Genomic DNA, 24,648 nt, shown 5'->3' on the forward strand with positions numbered 1-24,648 from the left:
AGGCCCGCCAGGGTCTGCATTCCTCCCCTTAGGTATCGATTACTTCAGTCTGATACGACTTCGCTGAGGCTTAAACAAACACACAGAATAACACAGGTAGTTGGGGTTATTGCGTATATATAAAATAGCCTCCGACCGCGGGTGGCGGAGGCTATTCAAATTCACATTTGCGAAACCTACCATTTAGGGACAGGTTTATTTTGGTCGGTTTTATATGGGCAAACGTCATTCTCCCTGATAAAACCTGCCAAAATAAACCTGTCCCTTTTTGGCAGGTTAGCCGTAGATGCGCTGAGGCTGTTCGGTGCCCTTTACGGAGGCTTCGGTCACGATGACCTTGGCGACTCCTTCCTCGCTCGGCAGGTCGAACATCGTCTGCTGCAGCACGTCCTCGCAGATGGAGCGCAGGCCGCGGGCACCGGTCTTGCGGGCAAGCGCCATGCGAGCAATCTCGTGCAGGGCGGCGTCCTCAAACTCAAGTTCAACGTCCTCGAGCTGGAACATCTTGCGGTACTGACGCACAACGGCGTTCTTTGGCTCGGTCAGGATCGACACCAGGTCGTCCTCGTCGAGCGCCTGTGTCTGGGTGACGACGGGCGTACGTCCCACAAACTCGGGGATCATACCAAAGGCGTTGAGGTCCTGCGGGAGCACCTGACGCAGCAGGTCGTTCTCGTCGACCGAGGTGGGGCCGGCGATCTCGGAGTTAAAGCCCACGCCCTTGTTGCCCACGCGATCGGCGATAATCTTGTCCAGACCCACAAAGGCACCGCCGCAGATAAACAAGATATTGGTCGTGTCGATCTGCAGCAGCTCCTGCTGGGGGTGCTTGCGGCCGCCGGTGGGCGGAACGCTTGCCACCGTGCCCTCAAGGATCTTAAGCAGCGCCTGCTGAACGCCCTCGCCCGAAACGTCGCGGGTGATGGAGAGGTTCTCGGCCTTGCGGGCGATCTTGTCGATCTCGTCCACGTAGATGATGCCGACCTGCGCACGCTCGATATCGCCATCGGCAGCATTGATGAGCTTGAGCAGGATGTTCTCCACGTCCTCGCCCACGTAACCGGCCTCGGTGAGTGCGGTGGCGTCGGCGATGGCAAACGGCACCTCGAGGATGCGCGCGAGCGTCTGGGCGAGCAAGGTCTTACCGGTACCGGTGGGACCGAGCAGCAAGATGTTAGACTTGGCGAGCTCCACCTCGTCCATATCGTCGTCGAGCCGCGAACCCGCACCCGAGGCCTCGTCAAAGGCCGAAAGCGCGGCGCCGCCCTCGATCACGCGACGGTAGTGGTTGTACACGGCAACCGACATGGCGCGCTTGGCGTCTTCCTGACCCATGACATAGGCCGAAAGCTCGTCATAGATCTCGTGCGGGGTCGGCACGTGCGTGATGACCTGACGCACGTCGTCCTCGAGCTCAAAGCCCTCGGCCTCGGGATCCATGGCAGGCTGCCCGGCAGCCTGACCGTGGTCGTTGAGGAAGCCCGGCAGCTTGCCGTTGCAGGCGGCATCCATAAAGTCCGAAGCCAGCGACTCCTCCAAGATCTCGGAGCAGGCGGCAACGCACTCGTCGCAGATAAAGATGTTGGTGGGGCCCTTTACAAGGCGGCGCACCTGACCCTGCTCTTTTCCGCAGAAGGAGCAGCGGATGGGGTTGCCGTTCTCGTCAAAGTTGTCCTGCATGTTACCGGCCATCCTAGGCGTCCTTCGCGGCAAGATCGCGCGAGGTAACGATACGGTCGATCAGGCCATAGTCAAGCGCCTCGGCAGCGGTCAGGTAGTTGTCGCGCTCGGTATCGGCCTGGACCTTCTCGATCGGCTGGCCCGAGGCGTCGGACAAGATCTGGTTGAGCTCGCGACGGGTCTTCTTGATCTCCTCGGCCACGATCTCGATCTCGGTCTGCTGACCCTGGGCACCGCCACTGGGCTGGTGAATCATAACCTTGGAGTGCGGCAGGCAGAAGCGCTTGCCCTTGGCGCCGGCCGAAAGCAGCACGGCGGCCATAGACGCGGCCATACCGACGCAAATGGTGGAGACCTGCGGCTTGATAAAGTTCATAGTGTCCAGAATCGCCAGGCCGGAGTAGACCTCGCCACCGGGCGAATTGATGTAGAGCGAGATATCCTTCTCGGCATCCTGGCTCTCAAGATGCAGCAGCTGGGCAACGACCAGGTTGGCGCTGACGGAGTTGATCTCCTCGCCCAAGAAGATGATGCGGTCGTTGAGCAGGCGCGAATAGATATCGTAGCTGCGCTCGCCGCGCGGCGTCTGCTCGATAACGTATGGCACGAGGGCGGAATCGAACTTAGCGATCATACGCATCTCCATTTCTCTCTTGCGGACCAAATTGGTTCTAGATAAACGTACGGTGCCCGCATGCTATGCATTGGCTGGCACCGTACGAAGCAACCGAATAACCGGTTTATAACTTTACCCCATCACGGGCGCCTGCATGCGCTCGCGGGAAAGGTGGCGAGAATTACTCGGCGTCCTTGGCGGTCTCGTCGACCTCGGTCACCTTGGCGTTCTCGACCAGGTGGTCGACGGCCTTGGAGCGACGGATGGACTCGCGGACGGCAGGCATGCGTCCATCGGCGATGAACTCGGCCTTGGAAGCCTCGACGTCCTTGACGCCGGCCTTCTCGAACTCGGCGTTGACGTCGTCCTCGGTGACCTCGATCTTGAGCTCACGGGCGAGGGCGTCGAGCGCCAGGGACTCGCGGGCAACGTCGTTGGCCTGCTTGTGCAGGTCGCCGATGAACTGCTCCATGGTCAGGCCGGAAGCGGGCAGCCAGGTGTCCAGCGTCATGCCGCGGGCAGCGAGGTTGGACAGGAAGTTCTGGCCAAGCTCCTCAAAGACAGACTGCTCGTAGTCGGCGTCCATCTCCTCGAGCTGCAGGCGCTCGGCGAGAGCGGCGACGCAACGGTTCTCCTTCTCGGCCGGAAGGCGGGAAGCCTTGTCCTGCTCGATCTCGAGCTTGATGGCGTCGCGCATAGCGTCGATGCTGTCGAAGCCAAAGTCGGACTTGACAAGCTCGTCGGTGAGCTCGGGGGTGTTGCGGACCTTGATGCCCTTGACGGTGACCTCGACGGTGTGGGTCTCGGCCTCCTCGCCATCCTCGACCTCGTCGGTCCAGGTGACGGTCTTGACGTCGTCGACGTTAGCACCGATCAGAGCCTCGTTGAACTCCTTGGGGTTGCTGTCGCTACCGGCAATGAGCATGCGGCCCTCGGCAGCGAAGTTGTCGGCGTTCTCGACGGCCTTGAGGTCGACGGTAACGTAGTCCTCGGCCTCGACGGCACGATCCTCGACGTCCTCGAAGGTGGCACGGTAGTTGAGGAGCATCTCGACCTGGTTGTTGATCTCGGACTCGGTGACCTCCGCGGGAGGCATCTCGATCTCGACGGCGTCGTAGGAGGAGAGCTCGGCGGCAGGACGCAGAGAGAACTCGACGGTGTAGGTGTAGTCCTCGTGATCCTTGGCGAGGTCGAGCTCCTTGTAGTCACCGTTCTTGGTGGGGACGATGTCCAGCTCGTTGAGGACGGCGGGCTCGTTGGCGGCGATCAGATCGTTGGTGGCCTGAGCGAGGGTGGCCTCGGCGCCAAGAGCAGCGTCGATGACCGGACGGGGAGCCTTGCCGGCACGGAAGCCCGGGAAGCGGTACTTCTTGGCGGTGTCCTTGTAGGCCTTCTTGATCGCGGCGTCGACGTCGGCGGCCGGGATGGTGACCGTAGCGGTGAGCTTGGCGTCCTTGACGTCAGAAGCGGTGATGTTCAACACGTTCCTCCTCATACTGCCCAGCTTATCTGAGGTGCTGGTACCTTTATGCAACAAAGTGTCGCGACGGCCGAGGCCGACGCAGGTGCGTTGGTGCGGGCGAAAGGACTCGAACCTTCACGGGAATCCCACCAGAACCTAAATCTGGCGCGTCTACCAATTCCGCCACGCCCGCATGAGCGCACAGACTAGGAATGATAGCAGATACGAACGGCAAGCGCACGCACACCTTTTTAGGCCCACGACCTCACCACGAGTTACAGCGGAACAGGGTAGCTAATTTGGGACGGGGCTTTTTTAGCTACCCCGCTTTTGGGGGTAGCTAAAAAAGCCCCGTCCCAAATTAGCTACCCCCATCGGCTATCTCCCGCAGCCCACAATTCGGTTGAAAAGTGGCCTGCAGTTTCCTCGGGCTTGCCAAAGAGCGGCGGCTGCCGCGCCTCGCCTACTCCCCCAGCAGGGCCTTCTCGGGCGTGATCGGCAGCGAGCGAACCTGGTGGCCGGTGGCGTGCGCCACGGCCGAGGCAACGGCGGCGAGCGGTGTGTTGATGACGACCTCGCCGATCGACTTGGCGCCAAACGGGCCCGTCGGCTCGTAGCTCGGCTCAAAGGCCACGCGAATGCTGCCGATATCCAGGCGCGTGGGCAGCTTGTAGCTCATAAAGTTACCGGTGCGCAGGCGACCGCGGTCGTCGTGCTCGACAATCTCGTAGAGCGCGTGACCGATGCCCTGGGCAATGCCGCCCTCGGCCTGGACGCGCGCGAGTGCCTCGTTGATCACGGTGCCGCAGTCCACAGCCGCCGCATAGTCCACCACAGTCACCTTGCCGGTGGCCTTGTCGACCTCGACCTCGGCAATGCCAGCCATAAACGGCGGAGGCGAAACGGGCAGGCAGGCAGAAGCATGCGAGGTGAGCGCGTCGCCGCCCGCGATGTTCTTGACGCACAGGTTGGCAAAGTCGCGCAGCGTGAGGTAGCGGCCGCACTCGCGAGCGGCGCGCTCGTCAGACAGACGCACGTACTGGCCATCAAAGACCACGTCGGCGGCGTCCACGTCCCACATCTGGGCGGCCTTGGCGCAGATCTTCTCGCGCAGCTCGGTCGCGGCATTCTTGGCTGCCAGGCCCGTCACGTACGTGCCCGAGCTCGCGTACGAACCGGCATCGAACGGCGAGACGTCGGTGTCCACGCCGCGCACCACGATAAGCGAGCTCTCCACGCCCAGCTCCTCGGCGGCAATCTGCGCCAGGATCGTGTCGACACCCATGCCGTTATCGGTGGCGCCGGTGCCGATGGTAATGAAGCCGTCCTCCTCCAGGCGCATGTCGATGCCGCCGATATCCACGTTGGAGATGCCCGAGCCCTGCATGGTGAGCGCGCAGCCCAAGGCGCGCACGCGGTCGCCCAGGTCCACGGCCAGCGGCTTGTCGCGCCAGCCGATCATGTCCATCGCACGCAGCAGGCAGCGGTCGAGCGCGCAGGCGTTGAGCTTTTCGTTGTAGTACTGCGGCATAATCTCGCCCTCGCGCACGATGTTCTTAAGGCGCAGGTCGGCGGGATCCATGTGCAGCATGTCGGCGAGCTCGTTGACGGCGCTCTCCACGGCAAACTGGCCCTGGGTGGCGCCGTAGCCGCGATACGCACCGCCGCGGTTGGTGTTGGTGTAGACGGCGTCCCACCTAAAGCGGCTCGCCTTCACGTGGTTGTAGATGGGCAGGCTCTTGTGGCCCGAGAGGCCGATCGTCGTGGTGGCATGTTCGCCATACGCGCCGGCGTTGGACAACGTGTGCAGGTCGATGGCCGTGATGGTGCCGTCGTTCATGGCGCCCAGCTTGACGGTCATCTGCATCTGGTGACGCGAGTTGCCCGCAGTGATGGTCTCCTCGCGGGTGTAGCAGCAATAGCTCGGACGGCCGGTCTGCTGCGTCACGAACGCCACGAAGATCTCGCAGCAGCCCGTCTGCTTGGAGCCAAAGCCGCCGCCGATGCGCGGCTTAATAACCTGCACCTGCGACTGCGGAATGTCGAGCGACTGCGCGACCATGCGGCGCACATGGAAGGGAACCTGCGTGGAGGTGGTCACCGAGATGCGGCCGAACGCGTCGGTCGTCGCGAAGGCACGGAAGGTCTCCATGGGCGCAGTCTGCGTGGCCTGGCTGGTGTAGGTGCGCTCAAAGACGATGTCGCTCTGGGCGAAGGCCTCGTCCAGGTCGCCAAAATCGCTGGTACCGCTGCACACCAGGTTGCGAGCAACGTCGCCGCCCTGCGGGAACATAAAGGTCACGTCGCCCTCGGGGTGGACCACGATGTCGTTATCGAGCGCCTGGGTAAAGTCGAGCAGGGGCTCGAGCACCTCGTAGTCGACCTTGATGAGCTTGAGTGCCTTGTCGGCGGCCTCCTCGGTCTCGGCGGCGACGATCGCCACCTCCTCGTTTTGGTAGCGCACCAGGTTCTCGAGGATCAGGCGGTCGTAGGGGCTCGGCTGCGGATAGCTCTGGCCGGCGATGGTAAAGCGGCGCTTGGGCACGTCCTCGTAGGTGTAGACGCCCACCACGCCGGGCACCTTCAGGGCGCGCGACGTATCGATGGAGCGGATCTTGGCACGGGCATACGGGCTGCGCTTGAGCTTGACGATCAGGGCGCCGGCGGGCACCAGGTCTCCTGTGTAGACGGGACGCCCCTCGAGCAGGGCCTTCGAGTCCTTCTTGGGCTGCTTATGGGTGATCTGCTTGTACGAGACGCCATCGCAGCTGGTGTCGTTGACCGGAAGCTCGGGCATCTCAAAGCCCACCTGCACACCGGACTCGTTAAGGAAGCGGACGATGGCGCGCAGCTGGCTCTCGTAGCCGCTGCAACGGCAGAGGTTGCCGGCGAGCTGGCGCGAGAGCTCCTCGCGCGTGGCGACGAGGCTCGGGTCCTCCTTGGCGGCGCGGGCAAGCGCCAGCACGTTCATGATGAGGCCGGGGGCGCAAAAACCGCACTGCTCGGCGCCTTCGGCAGCCATTGCGTGGGCGAGCGCCTCGGACTCGGCCTTGAGGCCCTCGAGCGCGGTGACGGAGCGGCCCTCGACGCGCGCAGCGGGAACCGAGCAGCTCAGCACCGGGTCGCCATCGAGCCACACCGTGCACAGGCCGCAGTTGGTGGTTTCGCAGGCGCAGCGCACCGACGCGCAGCCCTGCTCGCGCAGCAGCGCAAAGAGCATGGTGTCGGGGGCAATCTGAACCTTGACCTTGCGGCCGTTGAGCGTAAAGGAAAGATCGATGAGTTTGGCAGCCATTAGCGCACCTCGCTAGAATCGACGCCGGGCACGCGGCGGCAGGAATACTCGTCCGTGGCAAACTTAGGCACTTGCACGCCCTCGAGCTCGCGGGCAAGCGAGGCCGAAAGCTCGATGCCAGCGGCGCGGCGCACGGCCTGCACGGCAAGCGGCGCCGAGATGCAACGGCGATAGTCGGCCGAGCCCCACAGGTTGGTGCCGTAGCTCAGTGCGCGTACGGACGCGGCCAGGGCGCGCAGCTCGTCCTCGGAAGGCTGCTCGCTCACCAGGCCGCACGCCTCGCCCTGCAGCAGGGTCGCGCGCAGCGGGCGGGCGCCCACGGTGACATGCCAGCTGTTGTCCCACCAGGCAGCGGTGACGTTTAAGGAGGGGAAGTCGGTCGCGGCCTTGCGCACGGCCTCGTAGCTTGCGCGGTAATCGTGCTTAACGACCACCACGTACTCGATCACGTCGCGCACGTAGCCCATATCCACGAACTCAGCGAGCGGCACGCGGCCGGCACCCGTCAGCTAAACGTACGAATCGAGCGCCAAAAAGGCCGAGAGCACGTCCGAGAAACCAAAGCGACCGTAGATGCTGCCGCCCACCGTGGCGGTGTTGCGCAGCTGCACGCCCACGATATCGTGGACGGCGAACTCAAAGACATGGTTGACAAGCGCGTTGAGCTCGGCATGGCGCTCGAGCTGGCGCAGGGTGCACATGGCACCGATGCGAAACTCGGTCTCGGTCTCCTCGATCTGATCGAGTCCGCAGGCCGAAAGGTCAATCGCCGTCGCCACGCGACGCGAACCCAGGCGCATCCAGATGCCGCCGCCCACAATCTTGTTGTTGCGGTTCTTCTGTAAGAGCTCATAGGCTTCGGCCGCGTTTCCAACGCGAACGTAGGTACCGAACCTGAGCACGTTCTCCCCCATCTCTTCACTTGTCCAGTACCTCTAAGTGTACCAAACGAGGGCGCACAGCCCTCGCCACCATAGAAAAAGGCTCCCAACCGGATGGCTGGGAGCCTCATCACATGCTATGTCGAGCGAAGATTTAGCAGACGCCCTGGGCGAGCATGGCGTCGGCGACCTTCAGGAAGCCGGCGATGTTGGCGCCCATGACAAAGTTGCCCTCCTGGCCGTACTCCTTGGCGGTGTCGTCCACGTTGTGGAACATGCCGCGCATGAGCTGCTCGAGCTTGCCGTCGACCTCCTCGAAGGTCCAGGACAGGTGCTCGGCGTTCTGGCTCATCTCCAGGCCGGACACGAGCACGCCGCCGGCGTTGGCAGCCTTACCGGGCATAAAGGCGACGCCGTTCTCCTGGAAGTAAGTCGTGGCCTCGATGGTCGTGGGCATGTTCGCGCCCTCGCCGACCACCTTGCAGCCGTTGGCGACGAGCGCCTGGGCGTCCTCGAGCAGCAGCGTGTTCTCGCGAGCGCAGGGCAGCGCGATGTCGCAGGGCAGCTGCCACACGCCGCGGCCGTCGCCCTCGTGCCACACGGCGTTGGGCTTCTCGTCAACATACATGGCGAGCGTGACGCCCTTGTCGTGGCCGGAGCGCTTCTTGTTGTAGACGTGCTCGAGCACGGTGTAGTCGATGCCGTCGGGATCCTCGACCCAGCCGTGGGTATCGGAGCAGGCGAGCACCTTGCCGCCGAGCTGGGCGACCTTCTGGACCGCGTAGATAGCGACGTTACCGGAGCCGTGAACGACAACGTTCTTGCCCTCGAAGGAGTCGCCGCGGCTCTTGAGGTACTCGTCCACAAAGTAGACCAGACCGTAACCGGTGGCCTCGGTACGGGCGAGCGAGCCGCCAAAGGAGAGGCCCTTGCCGGTAAGGACGCCGGTCCACTCGTTGGTCAGGCGCTTGTACTGACCGAACATGTAGGCAACCTCGCGGCCGCCAACGCCCAGGTCGCCGGCGGGAACGTCGGTGTTGGGGCCAATGTGGCGATAGAGCTCGGTCATGAAGGACTGGCAGAAGTGCATGATCTCGTTGTTGGACTTGCCCTTGGGGTCAAAGTCGGAGCCGCCCTTGCCGCCGCCCATGGGAAGGGTGGTCAGGCTGTTCTTGAGGATCTGCTCCAGACCCAGGAACTTGAGCATACCCAGGGTGACCGTCGGGTTAAAGCGCAGGCCGCCCTTGTAGGGTCCAATGGCAGAGTTGAACTCGACGCGGTAACCGCGGTTGACCTGAACCTTGCCCTGATCGTCGACCCAGGGAACACGGAACATGACGATGCGCTCGGGCTCGACGAGGCGCTCCAGCAGGGCGGCCTCCTCGTACTCGGGGTGGGCATCGAGCGCCGGCTGGATGGTGCCGAGGATCTCGGTCGCGGCCTGGATGAACTCAGGCTGCTCGGGATAGCGGGCCTTGAGCTCTTCGAGAACTTTCTGCGTGTAGCTCATGCTTCCTCCAATGATGGGAAACGAAAATGTCGGTCACGGCACCCTATGCGCCGCGAACTTTATCGTGTATGGATAATATCGCACTGTTGCAGCAAAGTTTCGCATAAGCCGACGAGCAGATGTTTCGTTTTGATTACGATGCAGGTAGAAGCGTTTTTGAGCGCCCGACGTACAAATCGCGTGTTTCGAAGCTGTTTCGTCCACATGTTCCAAACCACCACATTGGGGACACATGATGCGCCCGGGCACACCGGCGACAAGACAGACGACACGGCGGACCCGCACAAAAACAAAACAGCGCCTTTGCGGCACGCAGCAAGACCGCGAACACAAAAGCGCTGGTGGCGTGTGGCGGGAACGTATGTGAATCGAACACATCCAAGACGTTTTGCACGCCTCGCAACGGTTTTGAGGACCGCGGAGCCCACCGGAGCCCATCCGTTCCCAAGTGCGGCGGTATTTTACCAAACCGAGCAGCCAGTCTAGCGCAGGGACCTCAGGCCACCGGCTTCCTTGTCGAGCACCGTAAAGCGCACGGCATCCAGGTGCTCCAAGATGCTGATGGCACGTTTGCGCGACACGCCCAGAGCCTCGCGCAGCACACTCGTGGTGGCGGCGCCGCCGGCTGCCTCAATAGCAGCGGCGACAAGCTCGCGCGCATGGACCTCGGCGGCGGCGGACAGGGCAACGTCGCGCTCGACCTTAACGATCGAGCGGTTGAGCGAAAGCTCGCGCAGGGCGCGCGTCATGGTGTCGCGGTCGAGCTGCAGTCGCTCACCCACCTCGGGCAGCGTCGGCGCATCGAGGCCGGCCCCGTCGAGCAGCGCCACAATGCGCTCACACGCCTCGCGCACCACACGCGCCGCGGCAGCAGCGGAGTGCGGGTCGAACACCTCGGTGCCCTCGGCGGCGCACACGCCACGCGAGCAGCCCGCGGCAATCAGAGCCGCGGCAACGCCTTCATCGGCGGCAGGCCACGCAGCATGGGCAACGGTGCCGGGCGTAAAACCCGTCTCCCTGGGAGCCGCCGCGTGCATGGCAGACAGGGTAGCCGCCAGCACGTCCATGGCGGCATCGAGCACGGCGCCATTCGCATACAACGTGCCGCCCGAGCCGGCAAGCTCGCAAACAACGCCTCGCGCCACCAACTCGCCCAGCGCGGCATCGGCCTCACCGGCAACAAGATCGAGCGCCTCGGCAACATCCGCCGCCGCAACCGGCAGCGCCTGCAGCGCCAGCCACGCGTCTACGCCAGCAACGGCATCGCCGGCTTCAAGCGCCGCAAACAGCGCACGCTCGCCGGCCGAAAGCTCGCGCGAGCGACGGCAACGCGAAAGCAGCACACGCCCGCCGCCGATGAGCATAACGGGCGAATACGACAGCACCACGGCATGGTCTCCGGCGCGCAGCGGCAATGGCTCCTCCAGGCGCACCTGCACGGTACGGGTCTCGCCCACCGCCATGGGGGCCTCTCCCTCCAAAAGCATGACGCGGCCGATGACCTCGGCCGTGCCGGCCATCACGTGCACGCGCGCGCCCGACTCGAGCACGCGCGGCTTGGCGCCCTCGCGGCCCAGGTAGGTAAACGTCATCATAAAGCGCAACGTCTGACCAAAGCGACCCTCCGCGCCCAGCATCTCACCACGGTCAAGCGCCGCGACACCGTCACCGACCAGGTTAAGCGCCACGCGTTGCCCAGGCAGCGCGCGCGGCGTATCGCCATGCACCTGAATCCCGCGCACATGACAGACCGTACGCGACGGCAAAGCCATCAGCTCGTCGCCCACCGCAACCGGCGCATCGTGCAGCGTTCCCGTAACGACGGTGCCGACACCCTTGATCGTAAAGCAGCGGTCAATCGGCAGGCGAGACGCGGCATCGCTCCAATCGGAACGGTCGCGGCAGGAATCCCAGCAAGCGGCAACCTGCTCGTCGAGCACCGCAAGCAGCCCGTCGATCCCCTCGCCCGTCTTGGACGACACGGGCACCATCGGCGCGCCCGCAAACACGGTACCCGACAAAAAGTCATCGACATCGAGCTCGGCAAGCTCGGTCATCTCGGCATCGGCCAGGTCGCACATCGTCAACGCGACCACCATATGCGTAACGCCCAGCAGCTCCAGCACATGCACGTGCTCGCGGGTCTGCGGCATCACGCCCTCGACGGCCGAAACCACCAGCACGGCCACGTCGATACCCGTGGCGCCCTGCACCATGGCGCGCAGGTAGTGGGCATGGCCAGGCACGTCGACCAGGCCGACAATCTTGCCACTCGGCAGCGCCAGCTCGCCAAAGCCAAGCTCAACGGTCATACCTCGACGACGCTCAACCTCCAGACGGTCGGGATTCTTGCCGGTCAGTGCCTCGATCAATGCCGACTTACCGTGGTCGACGTGGCCCGCCGTGCCAACGATAACGGGACACTCCGCCAGCGCCTGGACCTCACTCATCGAGCAATCGCCTTCTCAACGCATGCGGCAAGCGTCGACGCCGCCGTCTCGATATCGCGGTCGCCCACGAGCGTACGAACGTCAAACAAAATGCGATCGTGCGAGGTTCGCGTGACGACCGGCGTGTCGAAGTCCTGGACAAGCGAGCGCTTGAGCGCATCGACCGTCAGGCGCGCGTCAACAAGACGCACGGCAACGCACATCGTGGGCAACTCCATGGTAGGCAGCGAGCCGCCACCGGGGGTCGACGATTCCTCGACGATCTCCACCTGAACGGCGCACGGGCAACCGGCCTTATCGAGCCCGGCGACCATACGATCGCGCAGCTTGCGGGCACGTCGCTCCAAATGGGCCTGCGGCAGCGTAAGCATGCTGAGCACCGGAATATCGCGATGGGCAACATCGGCGCCGTCCATGTAGATACGCAGCGTGGCCTCGAGCGCCGTAAGCGCCAACTTGCCCGGACGCAGAGCGCGCATGAGCGGATGTGCGCCGCAGGCCTGGACCAGATCGCGACGGCCCATGATGATGCCCGCCTGCGCCGCGCCCAGCAGCTTATCGCCCGAGCACGACACGATATCGAGCCCCGCCGCGACCGAAGCCGGCGTGGGTTCCTCGCCACCGCGCACCAGGATGTCATCGGGCAGGAGCGCGCCCGACCCCTGGTCCTCATAGAACAGCAGGCCATGCTTGTGAGCAAGCGCCGCAAGCTCCCGAGAGCTCACTTCCTCGTGAAAGCCCTCGATGCGATAGTTGGAAGGATGGACCTTGAGAATCATGGCCGTATCGGGCGTGATGGCTTGCTCATAATCTGCTAGGTGCGTGCGGTTGGTGGCGCCGACCTCGACGAGCTTGGCGCCCGAAGACGCCATGACATCGGGGATGCGAAAGCTGCCGCCGATCTCGACAAGCTCGCCGCGGCTAACGATGACCTCCTTGCCTGCGGCATGGGTCGCCAGCACCAGCAGCACCGCGGCGGCGTTGTTGTTGACCACAAGCGCGTCCTCGGCGCCGGTGAGCGAGCGGATCAGCTGCGCGGCGTGTTCCTTGCGCGACCCGCGCGAGCAGGTGTCCACGCTGTACTCGAGCGTACTGTACCCGCGCGCAACCTCGGCCACGGCCTTTGCCGCCGACTCCGCGAGCGGGGCGCGGCCCAAGTTGGTATGGATGACCACGCCCGTGGCGTTGACGGCAGGGCGCAGGCTCGGCAGCGCGGAGCGGTGCGCACGCCACTCGATCGCCGAGGCCAGGTCGCGCTTAGAGCGCGGGGCGGCACCGGCGCGAATGGCGGCGCGTTCCTCGTCGAGCTCGGCCGTGACGGCGGCATGCACCACCGCGTCGCAGGTCTCCCCCGCCGCCTTCACTACCGGCCACTCGGCGAGCAGCTCGTTGACGGAGGGAATGGCGCGCAGGCGGGCGCGAACCTCATCGGACATGTTCTGGCTATCGCTCATGTGCGGCCTTTCAAAACCAAAGGTGAATCAATCGTTCGAACGTCAAACTATCAGCCGATTCGATCGGCTGAGTCAATCAATCGCTATTATCCTCGCACGGCGACGCCCCGCGGGAGGTCCAACGTCAAACAGACGGTACCCTACGCCTCAGACTTCTTGGCGTAGATAAACCAGTAGCCGAGCGCGACCAGAACCGCACCGCCCACGATGTTGCCCAGCGTGGCGGCGGACAGGTTAAACGCAATGCCCGCGGCATTGAGCGCATCGGCGCCGGCGACGTCGGCACCATAGCCGCACGCGTGCATCACGGCACCCATGGGCAAAAAGTACATATTGGCAACGCAGTGCTCAAAACCGCAGGCCACAAAGGCGGCGATGGGCAGCAGAATGCCCACGACCTTATCGACCACGGTCTTGCCGGCGGTACCGATCCACACGGCCAGGCACACAAAGATGTTACACAGGATGCCGCGGAAGAAGATCGTCAGCCAGTCGATCGTCACCTTGCCGGCGGCGACACTCACCATGGAATTGGCGACCGCCTCGCCGTTGAGCTTGTAAACGCCGGCCATGTACACCAAAAAGACGATGAACAGGGCACCGGCAAAGTTGCCAAGCCACACGACGACCCAAGCCTTGAGCATCTGGACCAGGGTGATCTTTTTGCTCTTGAGCGCGCAGACCATAAGCGAATTACCGGTGAACAACTCGGCGCCACACACCAGCACCAGCACCAGGCCCAGGCAAAAGCACAGGCCGCCCACGACGCGCTGGGCACCCCAGCCCATCGTGCTGTCGCTCAAAAACACCGTAAAGAACAGACCGCCGAAGGCGATAAACGCGCCGGCGAACATTGCCAACAGAAAGGCCTGAGCGACCGGCAGGTTAGCCTTAGTCACACCGGCGGCCTCGGTCTTGGCCTCGATCGCGGCGGGCGCCAGGCAATCGGGAGCAGGGTACTCCACCTTGGAATCTGCCATGTCAATCACTTCTTTCCTAATCACCAGGGACAAGCGCTGCTACAGCTCCTGTCCCAAGCGGACAAAGTGGGAAAAGTCGTTGGCGGCCACGGCGTCGTACACGGCGTCAACGGCGTCAAAGACTTCCGGGGACATGGGGTTGTAGAACTCCGTGTCGCCCGGCTGAATCCCTATGAAGAAGATATCATCGCACGATTGCTCGATTTCTTCGATCAGAATCGACAAAGGGAGCGAATGCGCGGTGAACATCGACTTGCGGGCCACGTCGCGTTTGTCGAGCAGGCGGATGGTGCCACCTGCTGAGCATGCAGGCCAAAGTCGTCGTCAAACACCGAGATGCCGGCCTTGGCCGACCCGCGAAAACCGCGTTCGTCGAGCAGCGCATCGCAGGCCTCGAGTAGCGACGGCACGTGCCAACCATAATCTGCCAGATAATAGCCGGCGTTTCCTGGCCGAGCAATCTCAACCTGAAGCGCAGGTGCAAGTTGCGGTGAAATACGGACTACATGGGCCATAAAAGCCGGAAAACAGTCCGTATTTCACCGCAACTTAGGAGGGGATGTGGGGTTCCCAGCATGTATATGGAAATGCTCTGCTTCCAAAAGGAAGCAGAGCCATTCATCAATCTTATGGAGCGGGCGACGGGAAGTCCAAGGGTTTGCTTCGCAAACCCTTGTTTCGCTGCGGGCCATTGGCCCTTGCGTGCTGCGCTGGAAAATGCTCACGCATTTTCTCAGCTTCGCACCCTGCCGGGTTCGATTCCCGTCGCCCGGCACGCTTATGCAAACGGCTCTGGCACCAAATGGAGCCAAAGCCGTTAAAACTATCCTATGGAGCGGGCGACGGGAATCGAACCCGCGTCATCAGCTTGGAAGGCTGGGGTTCTACCATTGAACTACGCCCGCAAGATATGGTCGGGACGACAGGATTTGAACCTGCGACATCCTGCTCCCAAAGCAGGCGCGCTACCAAACTGCGCCACGTCCCGAAGGTGTTGAGCAGCTAAGGTCTAAACCTTGCGTGTCCCAAAGCGAAGGAAATTATAGGGGAGACTTCTCTCCTGTGCAAGCGACGATACCCTAGCTCCTCGAATGTGTGACAAACTGGCTATGGAGCAGGCCAATCACAAACGCCACCACGGCGGCCGGCGCCCACGCGGCTCCAATATCCGCCAGCGGCAGCGCATCGAACGGCAGCCACGCGCCCGCAAAGAACGCGTCGCGGACCGAGGTGATCACGCTCTGCACCGCGACGACGCCGCCGACCCAGACCCACACCTGCGGATGCGCGTCGCAAAAGCCGTGCACCAGGCCCATAAGCACCAGCACGATGGCAACGGGATACAGGGCATTGAGCATAGGCACCGAGAACATGAGGATCGCGTCGAGGCCCACGTTGGAGAGCACGCAAGAAAACGCCGCGAACACAAAGGCGAGAACCGCAAAGGGACGGCGCATAGCCTCCTCGGGAGCCTCCGCTCCCCCTTCGACCACATACGTCTCGCAGAAGTAGCGCGAGCAGCAGCTGATGAGGCCGATGCACACGTTCATGCAGGCGAGGAAAAAGATCGCAAAGACCACGATCGTGCCGGCAAGACCAAAGTGTATGGAGGCAGAGCGGGCAAGGATGGCGGCGCCGTTGGTAGCGTCGGGTATAACCGTGCCGAGCTGCATGCCGGCAAGCGCCAGGCCGCAGTAGATGATGGCCATGAGCACACCGGCGATCACACCGGAACGCGAAATCTCGAAGGCCACGCGCTTGTCATCGGTCACGCCCAGCTCGTGGATGGTCTCGGCGATGATAATGCCAAAGGCGAGCGACGCAAGCAGGTCCATGGTTTGATAGCCGGTCAAAAAGCCCTGCACGGCAGCGCCTGCATCGTAGGGAGCCTGCGGCGCAGCAGCCGGCCCCAACGGCGAGACCACGGCGGCACCCACGACCAGCACGATGAGTGCAATGAGCGCGGGTCCCGTAATGCGGCCGAGCACGCGCGTGATAACGCCCGGACGCAGCGTGAGCGCAAACGCGACGACAAAGAAGCCAACGGCAAACACCAGACGTGCCGTGCCGAGCGAGACGCCCTCCGGCAGCAGCGGCACCAGCATCTCGAAGGCCGTGGAGCTCGTGCGCGGAATAGCCAGGCACGGGCCGATGGCTAGATACACCGCCGCAACGAAGAATTCGCCAAACTTAGGATGCACACGCCCGGCCAGCTCGCGCGCCGTTCCGGCAAGCGCCACGGCGATAAAGCCCATGACGGGCAGGCCGATGGCGGCGATGAGAAAGCCGAGCATGGCGAGCGGCGTGGCAGAGCCTGCCTGCAGCGCCAACAGCGGCGGAATAATGAGGTTGCCGGCGCCAAAGAGCATCGAGAACAGGGCGATGCCGACGGTAACGACATGGTCGGAGCGCAGGCCGCGCGGGGCGGATGAGGCCATGGGACCACCTTTCGGGTCGAAACAAAACGGGACGGGCAAAAGACCCGTCCCGCAAGTATATACGCTCTAGCAGGCTAAATCGCGGAGCGCGTCAATCGCGGTGTCGACTTCCTCGTCCGTGTTGAAATACCCAAACGAGAAACGAACGACACCCTGACGCTCAGTCCCGAGCGCGCGGTGCATGAGCGGGGCACAATGGGCGCCGGGGCGCGTCGCAATCCCCCACCCCTGCATGAGCGCGTCCGAAATCTGGGCAGAGTCGATATCACCCACGTTGAGTGAGACGATCGCCGAGCGCACGGGCTGGTCAAAGACACCGTAGAGCTTAATCCCCGGAATCTCGCGCACGCCGGCAAGGAAGCGCTCTGCAAGCGAGCGCTCATGCGCCGCAATCGCCTCGACCCCGCCTTGTGCCTCGATAAAGTCGAGGCCGGCAGAAAGGCCCGCGATACCGTGACCGTTGAGCGTGCCCGCCTCAAGGCGCGTGGGCCACTCAAGCGGCTGCAGCTCATCGAAGCTGTGCACGCCCGTGCCGCCCATGGCCCACGGCGCCACGTCAATGCCTTCCACCACGGCCAGGCCGCCGGTGCCTTGAGGTCCCATGAGCCCCTTGTGGCCGGTAAAGCACACCACGTCGAGCCCCATGGCATCCATGTCAATCTTCGCCGTGCCGGCAGACTGCGAGGCATCGACGATCACCAGCGCACCTGCCGCATGGGCCATGGCCGCCACGCGCGCAATGTCGACCGCGTTGCCGGTCACATTGGAGGCGTGCGTCACCACCACAGCACGCGTGTCCGGCGTGACCAACCGCTCGAGCTCGTCGTAGTCGAGCACGCCGTTCGCGTCGCAGCCCGCATGCTCAACCGCCACACCCTGTTCCGCCGCCAGGCGATTGAGCGGGCGTAACACCGAGTTGTGCTCGAGCGCCGTCGTGACCACACGGTCGCCGGGACGCACCACGCCACAGATGGCGGTGTTGAGCGCAGCCGTGGAGTTGGGCGTAAAGCACACATGGTCCGCTCTCGGGCAACCCAAAAGGCGCGCGAGCTTGGCACGGCAACCGTGAATCGTACGAGCCGCATCGAGAGCACCCGACGTGGCGCCGCGCCCGGCATTGCCGAGCGAGCACATCGCCTGCGTCACGGCATCGATGACCGCCTGCGGCTTGAGCATGGTCGTCGCCGCGTTATCCAGATAGATCATCGCACGACCTCCCACATGTCAATCACCGTAAAGCCCTCGGTGGGAACACCAGCTGCGGCAAGCTCGGCGCGCAGCAGCTCCTCATCGGCAGGCAACGCCTTCCACGCCAAGCCGCAGCCGGCAGCGACCTCCCCGGGCACGGGAATCGTGCGCCCGGGAAGGCCGCGCTCGATGCATAGAGACTCGCAGCCCATGGCGGCCGCCGTGGTGGGAAACGTGATGACAAGCGCCGGGCGCTTCTCCCTCATGGCAACTCCAACCAATACGCTACGGGCGCACGACGCGCACGGCCTGCTCCATCTTCTCCACGATCACGTACATGTTGGTGACCTCGCCCACCGCAAGCTGGTCTTTAATGCCAAAGTGGTCCAGGCAGGTACCGCAGGTGAGAATCTCGACGCCCTGCTCGGCCAGGCCCTTCAGGTCATCGAGCACCGGCGAGCCCTCGACGGTGAGCTTGGCGCCGCCGTTGTAGAACAGCATGGTCGCGGGCAGCTCCTCCTGCTGCGTCACGGCAAAGATGAAGGCCTTCATGAGCTTGTGGCCCAGCTCGTCGTCGCCGCGGCCCATGCAGTCGGTGTAGACGGAAATGACGAGTTTGCCCTTGCCGGCGCTGGCGTCGCAGAAAGCAGCACCGTCCTGCTCGGGGTCCGCAACGGCCACGGCACCGGCGGTCGCCACGGTCACGTGCCACTCGGCGTCAGAAACCTTCTCGACCGAGGCCGTGCAGCCCTTCTCCTGCGCCATCTTGGAGATATTCTTGACGGCGGTCTCGTTATCGACCGAGGTCACGACAACGCCCTCGCCATCGAGTTGCTTGAGCGCCTTAAGCGTCTTGACGACGGGCAGCGGGCAAGCATCGCCCACGGCATTAACTTCAATCTTGGTAGACATAGCATTTCCTTTCGAAAGAACCGTTCTAGAGAACGGTAAACAGTTACATAAACGTGCGGGCTAGCGGACAACGTGGACGGCAGGACCGCCCGGCACCGGCTCGCACACGAGGCCGACGACGGAGGCGATACGTCCTTCGGCATGCAGACGGCGCGCAAGCTCATCCACATCGGCAGCAGGTGCCGCGATAAGCAGGCCGCCCGAGGTCTGCGGATCGTACAGCGCGTCGAGCATCCCCGGCTCCAGACCATCGTCGACTGCCACGCGCGGGCCAAAAAAGTCCTGGTTGCGGTAGGCGCCGGCAGGGATAATGCCAAGGCGTGCCATGTCGAGCACCTGGTCAAAGAGCGGCACCGCCCCCGACACAAGCTCAATCTGCACGCCCGAGCCCTCGGCCATCTCGCACGCATGTCCGATCAGGCCAAAGCCCGTGATGTCGGTGCAGCCATGAAGCTCGAGGTCCTCGGCCAGACGAATCGGAGCCTCGTTGAGGGTCCGCATCGAGTCAAACATGGCTGCGGCCTCGTCCTGTTCGATGAGCTCGCCCTTAATGGCCGTAGTGATGATGCCCGAGCCGATCGCCTTGGTCAGCAGCAGAACATCGCCCACGCGTGCGCCGCTGTTGGCGAGCATACGGTCAAGCGCGACAAAGCCACTCACGGACAGGCCGTACTTGGGCTCGTCGTCGTTGATGGTGTGGCCGCCCGCGATGGCACAGCAGGCCTCGACGCACTTGTCGGCGCCGCCCGCCAGAATCTGGCCGGCAACCTCAACGCCCAGGCAACTGGGTATGCAAAGCAGGTTCATGGCATGGCTCGGCCGTCCGCCCATGGCGTAGATGTCCGACAGCGAGTTTGCCGCGGCGATCTGGCCAAACAGGAACGGGTCGTCGACCATCGGTGGGAAGAAGTCGATGGACTGCACGAGGCCCAAGTTATCGCCAACGCGGAAGACGCTCGCATCGTCGGAGGTATCGAACCCCACGAGCAGGTTGTCGTTATGCACATTGGGTAAGTCGCCCAGGACCTGGGCGAGGGCTCCAGGAGCCAACTTAGCGGCTCAACCGCTCGCGGCAGTCATCTGCGTGAGCTTCATGAGATCGTCAGCCATCGATACCTCCTCTCATCGGTCAATCAGTTCCTCCCAGTATACGCATGGCGGCGCCGAGAGCGGGCAATTTATCGCACCGGCCCCCTACGCGAGCGCCTGGGCTCGAATGGCCGCGCCGATGGCACCGGCAAAGCGGGCCTGGGGCGAGGTGGTGACCGGCGAGCCCACCAATGCGCCAAGACGCTCGACGACATAGGCATTTTCGCACAGACCACCGGTCAGATAGTACGGGGCGCCCGCGGCTTGCGAGGCCATGGTCGCCACACGCGACACGACGCTCTCGATCACACCGCGGGCAATGTTCTCGCGCGGCTCGCCGCGACCGATCAGACTAATGACCTCGCTCTCGGCAAACACCGTGCACATGCTGCTGATCTTGGTGGGCTCGCCGGAACGCGCCAGGTCGGCAGCCACGTCATAGCCAGCCGCTGCCAGTGCCTCGCGCAGCCGCTCGGAAGCATCGACCGAGGAGAACCCGGTTGGCTGCACGCAGGTCCACGTCACCGAATCCACCCCATCGACCACAGCGGCCTTAGCCGCCGTAGAAGCCCTCGAGCTCCTCCTTGAGCAGGCGGCACTCCTCGTACCAGCCTTCACGCTCGTAGGCGCGGTCGCGACCCTGAGGAAGATGCAGAATGTGCGTGCGCTTAAGCTCCCCCAGCAGCTCGTACATCTTCTTCTTGCCGTCGCAGGTGGTCTCGCCGATGATCATGTCGCTAAAGTACGTAAACGGGCACTTTTGCGAGTAGGCAAAGCCGTACGTCGACTTGATGAGCGGGCAGAGGTTTGACGGCAGCACCTTCTCGGCCTCGGGAATCACCTCGTCGGACGTACCGCACAGAGCCACGCTTGCAGCCCCCGCGGCATCGTCGTACGACAGCATCGTGTGCCGTCGTTTAATAAATAATTATCTTGATTGATAAGAGTTTGTCATCCCTCATTCGGCGAACGGCAAGGCAAAGCCGCCGAGACTTATATCCCCGACGGCATTACCCGGCGCTATCGACAGACCAAATGGATCCTACTGGCATCAAAATGCATGCGCAGCGTCTCGCCCGCTTGCGGCAGCCCGTCGACAGGCACGCCCACCTTGTTGACCTTCCACTGCAGGCGCGTGGGCGCATCGACGCGCGGCACGTCCAGCAGCACCAGGCGCTCAAAACGCGAATCGCTCACACGGGCCACGTGCAAATCATAGCTATTGCGGCCCCGCTCGGCACGGTTGTCCACATGGAAGTAACTTGCGCGAATGCCCAGGTACACCACATTATCGGGAACCTCGCGACCCACGTTAAAGGTCATGCCCCAGTCGAGGGCCTCAACTTCCTCGGGCCCGATCTTTCGTGCGCGGCTTGTGTTCTTACACCCCGTCAGGCGCAGCGCCGCCAGCGTCTGCGGATGGCGAACCACGTCCTCGATGGAGCCGATCTCCTCAACATACCCGTCGTGCATCACGCAGATGCGCTGGCAGAGGCGGCACGCTTCGTCGATGTCGTGGCTCACGTAGAGCACGGTGCGGTTGCACACATCGAACAGGTCGAGCATGTTCTGCTCGAGGGCGCTCTTAAGATAGGAATCGAGCGCGCTCATGGGCTCGTCGAACATAAAGATGCCCGGATGCGCCGCCACCATGCGGGCGAGCGCCACGCGTTGCTGCTGCCCGCCCGAAAGGCGCGCGGGGTAGCGGTCGGCAAAATCGGCCAGACCGAAAATACCCAGATAGCGCTCCGCCAACCTTTTGCGCGCTGCGGCGTCGCCCGCGTCCTTTACACCAGCGCATACGTTATCGGCCACCGTCATGTTGGGAAACAGCTGATAGTTTTGGAACAGCAGGGCACATTTTCGCTCCTGGGGCGACAGGTTGATGCCCGCCGCCGAGTCAAAAAAGGTCACACCGTTGACGACGATCTTGCCCTCGTCGGGCGTCTCCACGCCGGCAATGCAGCGCAACGTACAGCTCTTGCCGCAGCCCGAGGCGCCCAGCAGCGCCACACGCTCCTCGCCGGCCTCGAGCTGCATGTCGAGTGTAAACCCGGGATAGTGCTTTTTGATATCCAGAACGAGCGACATGGCCTATCGACTTCCCTCCGAGACGGCGTCATCGCGCATGAGCTCGGCCAGCGCCTCGCGATCGATACGCAAGGCATCGCCGCCCGCCGGGTCGAGTGAATCGCCCCGTCCGGCGAGATCTTTGGCCTGCTTGCGCTCCGCACGGGAAAGGCCCCGCTCGCGATACTTTTGCGAATGAGCGGTGTACATATTGATGAACAGAATGACCAGGAAACTGAACATGATAACGACGATGACCCAAAAGAGCGCCACCGACGTGTTGCCGCCCATCCATTCAAAGTAAATGGCGATGGGAATGATCTGCGTAATGCCGGCGTAGTTGCCCGCAAAGAACAGGGTGCAGCCAAACTCGCCCATTGCGCGGGCAAAGGCGAGCACCGTGCCGGCGGCGATGGAGGGCCAGCCGAGCGGCATCATGAGCTTGGCAAAGATGCGACGTTCGGACCATCCTAAGGTTCGCGCGGCGTCGAGCATCTGCGTGTCGAGGCTCTCGAAGGCACCAAGTGCCGTACGGTAGACCAGGGGAAACGACACCACCACGGCAGATATCACCGCCGCCGGCCACGTAAAGACAATCGAGATGCCGTGCGCAATAAGCCACTGGCCCACCCCGGTCGAGCGACCAAACAGCATGAGGAGCAGAAAGCCGCAGACCGTGGGCGGCAATACCATAGGAATCGTAAAGACCGAATCGAGCAGGCCCCTGATGCGGCTCGAGGTACCCATAGTCTTCCACGCGGCGAACAGCCCCAGCGCAAAGGAGATCAGCAGGGCAAGGCCGCTCGTTTTTATGGACACCCAAAACGGGCGATAGTCGATGTCGCCCAAGAAGGCTGCGGCGCGCTCCGCCAGCGACGGCGGCACCGTCGTCGACACGTCCGCATACCGCACGAGGGCGGCGTTATCGCTCCACAGGACGCCGTCACCCAAATCTAGCTCGGCATTCGCGGCGTCGGCGGCATTCACTACCGTGTAGTAATCGCCGTTGCCGCCCTTCACCTTAAACTGATAGCGGTAATCGCTCTGCACCAGCGCGTTATCCGAGGTAAAAACCCATTCGAGATTAGAATCCTCCAGCAACGCCCCACCCATGGAGTGCGACTTGTCGAGCCCCACGAGCATCTTCTTGAGCGCCTTTTGGTCATCTGCCTTTGAGATATCGAGCCCCGCGTCTTTGGCGGCATGGGCGTCGAGCCAGACCACGATGCTCTCAGGCGTCGTCACCGTCACGAGGGTCGTCTTCTTGTAGATAGGAAAACGGTAACCCTCGGGCTGACCCGCAAACGAACGGGCCGTGCCCTTGGCATTGCGCTCAAACGCGTTGAGGCCAAACCCGACGCCATCGATAAGCGCGGAATCTTCGGTCGCCTGGCGGCCATCGGCGGTGGTGAAGAGCGCCTCGGCCCGAGCAACCCCGGGCGGTGCGGTCAGCACGCACAGAACCGCAGCCAGCACGGCGAGCAGGCGAATCGTTTTCCTTGACACGGGCGACTCCTCAAACACAGGGCAACGGCGCGCGGACACGCCGGTTCAATCAAAAGGGCGGGCGATCGCGAGAACGCCCGCCCTCAAGCATATCGTTATGCAGCGATGTTGCGAACTACGCGGAAAGCTCAAAGCCGTACTTAGCCCAAATCTTCTGGGCTTTCTTGTTGGTCAGGCAGAAGTCGATGAACGCCTTGGCCTCGTCGGCGTGCTCGGAGCTATCGGCGACAGCGCCGGGATACACGATGGGCTTGTGCGAGTCCTCGGGGCACACGAAGGTCTCCTCGATGCCGTCGTAGCGGAAGATATCGGAGCTGTAGACAAAACCGGCCACGCAATCGCCCGTAGAGACGTAAGACGCAGCGGTGCCGACCTTGTCGGCCAGAGCCACCTTGTCGGCGAAATCGGGCGCATACTCGCCGTCGTCGCCCTCGGTGCCGGTGTAGAGGCCCACGGAGGCCAGGGCCTGGTTGGCGTACTTGCCAGCGGGAACGGTCTTGGCGTCGCCGATGGCGATCTTGCCGTCCAGGTTCGCGACGTCGGCGATGGCCTCTACCTTGATATCGGAGCCCTCGGCACGAATGACCACGAGGTCATTGACGAACATGTCCTCACGCGTGTCGGCGTCGACGAGCTCGGCGGCCTCGGCGTCATCCATGGCGCCCTTGGAGGCCGTGATGAGTACGTCGACCGCAGCACCGGCGCGCATCTGCTCGACAAGGTCGCCAGACGCCTTAAACTGCGTGTCGGCAAACGTGGTGCCGGTCTGGTCGGTATAGAGCTTCTGAACCTCGGGCAGGGCCTTCTCGAGCGAGTTGGCGGCAAAGACCTGCAGCTCGACAGCCTTCTTGGACGAAATCTTGGAGGAGCCGGCATCGGAGCCAGTCGGCCCAGACGTCTTGTTGCCGGAGCAGCCGGCAAGCCCAAGGCCGGCAGCGGCGACAGCAGAGAGCGAGACGAATCCGCGGCGAGAAACCATATCGAACATGTTCATCCCTTTCGAAGGCTACGCCCGGGCACCCCGCCGCAAGCTTTATTCTGTTACTAGATTATACTTTTGCGCGAATAGTGTTTGTGATAAATATTTCTCGTCTAATAATTTTCCTTTACCGATAAC

At 63.1% G+C, this 24,648-nt stretch carries 22 protein-coding genes and 4 tRNA genes; all 26 read right to left on the reverse strand.

All coding sequences use genetic code 11. From position 1 onward, the window contains the following. Positions 1 to 276: 276 nt before the first annotated feature. Positions 277 to 1,692 carry an ATP-dependent Clp protease ATP-binding subunit ClpX gene (gene clpX / locus ACTQ1E_RS00135; RefSeq protein WP_154515377.1) on the reverse strand — a complete coding sequence of 472 codons (1,416 nt, stop codon included), beginning with the start codon at positions 1,690 to 1,692 and terminating at the stop codon, positions 277 to 279. 1 nt (position 1,693) lies between these two features. Continuing rightward, positions 1,694 to 2,314, reverse strand: a complete 621-nt coding sequence (locus ACTQ1E_RS00140; protein ID WP_022095182.1) for an ATP-dependent Clp protease proteolytic subunit — start codon at positions 2,312 to 2,314, stop codon at positions 1,694 to 1,696. Between the two features lie 163 nt (positions 2,315 to 2,477). Further along, positions 2,478 to 3,779 carry a trigger factor gene (tig, locus tag ACTQ1E_RS00145; protein WP_370450562.1) on the reverse strand — a complete coding sequence of 434 codons (1,302 nt, stop codon included), beginning with the start codon at positions 3,777 to 3,779 and terminating at the stop codon, positions 2,478 to 2,480. 88 nt (positions 3,780 to 3,867) lie between these two features. Then, positions 3,868 to 3,951, reverse strand: a tRNA-Leu gene (locus tag ACTQ1E_RS00150). A gap of 270 nt (positions 3,952 to 4,221) precedes the next feature. Next, positions 4,222 to 7,053, reverse strand: a complete 2,832-nt coding sequence (locus tag ACTQ1E_RS00155) for a molybdopterin-dependent oxidoreductase (RefSeq protein ID WP_441564345.1) — start codon at positions 7,051 to 7,053, stop codon at positions 4,222 to 4,224. Continuing rightward, positions 7,053 to 7,544 (reverse strand): hypothetical protein, encoded by a 492-nt coding sequence (locus ACTQ1E_RS00160; protein WP_441564346.1) that lies wholly within the window; start codon positions 7,542 to 7,544, stop codon positions 7,053 to 7,055. Before ACTQ1E_RS00160 ends, ACTQ1E_RS00155 begins: the two co-directional genes overlap by 1 nt. Positions 7,545 to 7,562: 18 nt before the next feature. Beyond that, complete coding sequence (locus tag ACTQ1E_RS00165; protein ID WP_441564347.1) at positions 7,563 to 7,955, reverse strand: FAD binding domain-containing protein; 393 nt, start codon at positions 7,953 to 7,955, stop codon at positions 7,563 to 7,565. A 133-nt stretch (positions 7,956 to 8,088) separates the two neighbouring features. Then, entirely contained in the window at positions 8,089 to 9,444 is a 1,356-nt protein-coding gene (gene gdhA / locus ACTQ1E_RS00170) for an NADP-specific glutamate dehydrogenase (protein WP_154515369.1), read from the reverse strand. Between the two features lie 349 nt (positions 9,445 to 9,793). After that, a tRNA-Sec gene (locus tag ACTQ1E_RS00175) sits at positions 9,794 to 9,890 on the reverse strand. Between the two features lie 36 nt (positions 9,891 to 9,926). Beyond that, a complete protein-coding gene (gene selB / locus ACTQ1E_RS00180; RefSeq protein ID WP_441536936.1) occupies positions 9,927 to 11,894 on the reverse strand; it encodes a selenocysteine-specific translation elongation factor in 1,968 nt (655 codons plus the stop codon). Further along, positions 11,891 to 13,348, reverse strand: coding sequence for an L-seryl-tRNA(Sec) selenium transferase (gene selA / locus ACTQ1E_RS00185; protein ID WP_441564348.1), 1,458 nt, complete (start codon positions 13,346 to 13,348; stop codon positions 11,891 to 11,893). The genes selB and selA overlap by 4 nt, the downstream gene beginning before the upstream one ends. A 140-nt stretch (positions 13,349 to 13,488) precedes the next feature. After that, positions 13,489 to 14,328, reverse strand: a complete 840-nt coding sequence (locus ACTQ1E_RS00190; protein ID WP_441564349.1) for a formate/nitrite transporter family protein — start codon at positions 14,326 to 14,328, stop codon at positions 13,489 to 13,491. A 39-nt stretch (positions 14,329 to 14,367) separates the two neighbouring features. Next, positions 14,368 to 14,577 carry a hypothetical protein gene (locus ACTQ1E_RS00195; protein WP_441048643.1) on the reverse strand — a complete coding sequence of 70 codons (210 nt, stop codon included), beginning with the start codon at positions 14,575 to 14,577 and terminating at the stop codon, positions 14,368 to 14,370. Continuing rightward, positions 14,541 to 14,738 (reverse strand): hypothetical protein, encoded by a 198-nt coding sequence (locus ACTQ1E_RS00200; protein WP_441562726.1) that lies wholly within the window; start codon positions 14,736 to 14,738, stop codon positions 14,541 to 14,543. Before ACTQ1E_RS00200 ends, ACTQ1E_RS00195 begins: the two co-directional genes overlap by 37 nt. A gap of 421 nt (positions 14,739 to 15,159) precedes the next feature. Beyond that, a tRNA-Gly gene (locus tag ACTQ1E_RS00205) sits at positions 15,160 to 15,233 on the reverse strand. 6 nt (positions 15,234 to 15,239) lie between these two features. Further along, positions 15,240 to 15,316: transfer RNA gene (locus tag ACTQ1E_RS00210), tRNA-Pro, on the reverse strand. Positions 15,317 to 15,407: 91 nt separating this feature from the next. Beyond that, the gene (gene brnQ / locus ACTQ1E_RS00215) at positions 15,408 to 16,766 is read right to left on the reverse strand and encodes a branched-chain amino acid transport system II carrier protein (RefSeq protein ID WP_441564350.1); all 1,359 of its coding nucleotides are present in this window, start codon (positions 16,764 to 16,766) and stop codon (positions 15,408 to 15,410) included. A gap of 66 nt (positions 16,767 to 16,832) precedes the next feature. After that, positions 16,833 to 17,972, reverse strand: a complete 1,140-nt coding sequence (locus ACTQ1E_RS00220) for an aminotransferase class V-fold PLP-dependent enzyme (protein ID WP_441564351.1) — start codon at positions 17,970 to 17,972, stop codon at positions 16,833 to 16,835. After that, positions 17,969 to 18,220 (reverse strand): DUF3343 domain-containing protein, encoded by a 252-nt coding sequence (locus ACTQ1E_RS00225; protein WP_427727546.1) that lies wholly within the window; start codon positions 18,218 to 18,220, stop codon positions 17,969 to 17,971. Before ACTQ1E_RS00225 ends, ACTQ1E_RS00220 begins: the two co-directional genes overlap by 4 nt. Positions 18,221 to 18,239: 19 nt before the next feature. After that, entirely contained in the window at positions 18,240 to 18,866 is a 627-nt protein-coding gene (gene yedF, locus ACTQ1E_RS00230) for a sulfurtransferase-like selenium metabolism protein YedF (RefSeq protein WP_441564352.1), read from the reverse strand. A gap of 60 nt (positions 18,867 to 18,926) precedes the next feature. Further along, a complete protein-coding gene (gene selD / locus ACTQ1E_RS00235; RefSeq protein ID WP_441564353.1) occupies positions 18,927 to 19,976 on the reverse strand; it encodes a selenide, water dikinase SelD in 1,050 nt (349 codons plus the stop codon). 84 nt (positions 19,977 to 20,060) lie between these two features. Continuing rightward, on the reverse strand, positions 20,061 to 20,501 hold the full coding sequence (locus tag ACTQ1E_RS00240) for a BadF/BadG/BcrA/BcrD ATPase family protein (RefSeq protein ID WP_427747749.1): 441 nt from the start codon (positions 20,499 to 20,501) through the stop codon (positions 20,061 to 20,063). Between the two features lie 7 nt (positions 20,502 to 20,508). Next, complete coding sequence (locus tag ACTQ1E_RS00245) at positions 20,509 to 20,859, reverse strand: 2-hydroxyacyl-CoA dehydratase (RefSeq protein WP_441031830.1); 351 nt, start codon at positions 20,857 to 20,859, stop codon at positions 20,509 to 20,511. Between the two features lie 116 nt (positions 20,860 to 20,975). Next, entirely contained in the window at positions 20,976 to 22,046 is a 1,071-nt protein-coding gene (locus tag ACTQ1E_RS00250) for a sulfate/molybdate ABC transporter ATP-binding protein (protein WP_441564354.1), read from the reverse strand. Positions 22,047 to 22,049: 3 nt separating this feature from the next. Beyond that, positions 22,050 to 23,531 carry a molybdate ABC transporter permease subunit gene (modB, locus tag ACTQ1E_RS00255; protein WP_441564355.1) on the reverse strand — a complete coding sequence of 494 codons (1,482 nt, stop codon included), beginning with the start codon at positions 23,529 to 23,531 and terminating at the stop codon, positions 22,050 to 22,052. Between the two features lie 115 nt (positions 23,532 to 23,646). Beyond that, on the reverse strand, positions 23,647 to 24,519 hold the full coding sequence (gene modA, locus ACTQ1E_RS00260) for a molybdate ABC transporter substrate-binding protein (RefSeq protein WP_441564356.1): 873 nt from the start codon (positions 24,517 to 24,519) through the stop codon (positions 23,647 to 23,649). Positions 24,520 to 24,648: the final 129 nt, after the last annotated feature.

Origin of the sequence: Collinsella sp. LCP21S3_C7, from assembly GCF_052118485.1 — a bacterium.
In the GTDB taxonomy this organism is placed as follows: domain Bacteria; phylum Actinomycetota; class Coriobacteriia; order Coriobacteriales; family Coriobacteriaceae; genus Collinsella.

What these genes read in the sequence shown, in the direction of transcription:
- clpX (WP_154515377.1), bottom strand. Translation starts at nt 1,692, where the DNA reads ATGGCCGGTAACATGCAGGACAACTTTGACGAGAACGGCAACCCCATC.
- ACTQ1E_RS00140 (WP_022095182.1), bottom strand. Translation starts at nt 2,314, where the DNA reads ATGATCGCTAAGTTCGATTCCGCCCTCGTGCCATACGTTATCGAGCAG.
- ACTQ1E_RS00155 (WP_441564345.1), bottom strand. Translation starts at nt 7,053, where the DNA reads ATGGCTGCCAAACTCATCGATCTTTCCTTTACGCTCAACGGCCGCAAG.
- gdhA (WP_154515369.1), bottom strand. Translation starts at nt 9,444, where the DNA reads ATGAGCTACACGCAGAAAGTTCTCGAAGAGCTCAAGGCCCGCTATCCC.
- selB (WP_441536936.1), bottom strand. Translation starts at nt 11,894, where the DNA reads ATGAGTGAGGTCCAGGCGCTGGCGGAGTGTCCCGTTATCGTTGGCACG.
- selA (WP_441564348.1), bottom strand. Translation starts at nt 13,348, where the DNA reads ATGAGCGATAGCCAGAACATGTCCGATGAGGTTCGCGCCCGCCTGCGC.
- ACTQ1E_RS00190 (WP_441564349.1), bottom strand. Translation starts at nt 14,328, where the DNA reads ATGGCAGATTCCAAGGTGGAGTACCCTGCTCCCGATTGCCTGGCGCCC.
- ACTQ1E_RS00195 (WP_441048643.1), bottom strand. Translation starts at nt 14,577, where the DNA reads ATGTTCACCGCGCATTCGCTCCCTTTGTCGATTCTGATCGAAGAAATC.
- brnQ (WP_441564350.1), bottom strand. Translation starts at nt 16,766, where the DNA reads ATGGCCTCATCCGCCCCGCGCGGCCTGCGCTCCGACCATGTCGTTACC.
- ACTQ1E_RS00220 (WP_441564351.1), bottom strand. Translation starts at nt 17,972, where the DNA reads ATGATCTATCTGGATAACGCGGCGACGACCATGCTCAAGCCGCAGGCG.
- ACTQ1E_RS00225 (WP_427727546.1), bottom strand. Translation starts at nt 18,220, where the DNA reads ATGAGGGAGAAGCGCCCGGCGCTTGTCATCACGTTTCCCACCACGGCG.
- yedF (WP_441564352.1), bottom strand. Translation starts at nt 18,866, where the DNA reads ATGTCTACCAAGATTGAAGTTAATGCCGTGGGCGATGCTTGCCCGCTG.
- ACTQ1E_RS00245 (WP_441031830.1), bottom strand. Translation starts at nt 20,859, where the DNA reads ATGCTGTCGTACGACGATGCCGCGGGGGCTGCAAGCGTGGCTCTGTGC.
- ACTQ1E_RS00250 (WP_441564354.1), bottom strand. Translation starts at nt 22,046, where the DNA reads ATGTCGCTCGTTCTGGATATCAAAAAGCACTATCCCGGGTTTACACTC.
- modA (WP_441564356.1), bottom strand. Translation starts at nt 24,519, where the DNA reads ATGTTCGATATGGTTTCTCGCCGCGGATTCGTCTCGCTCTCTGCTGTC.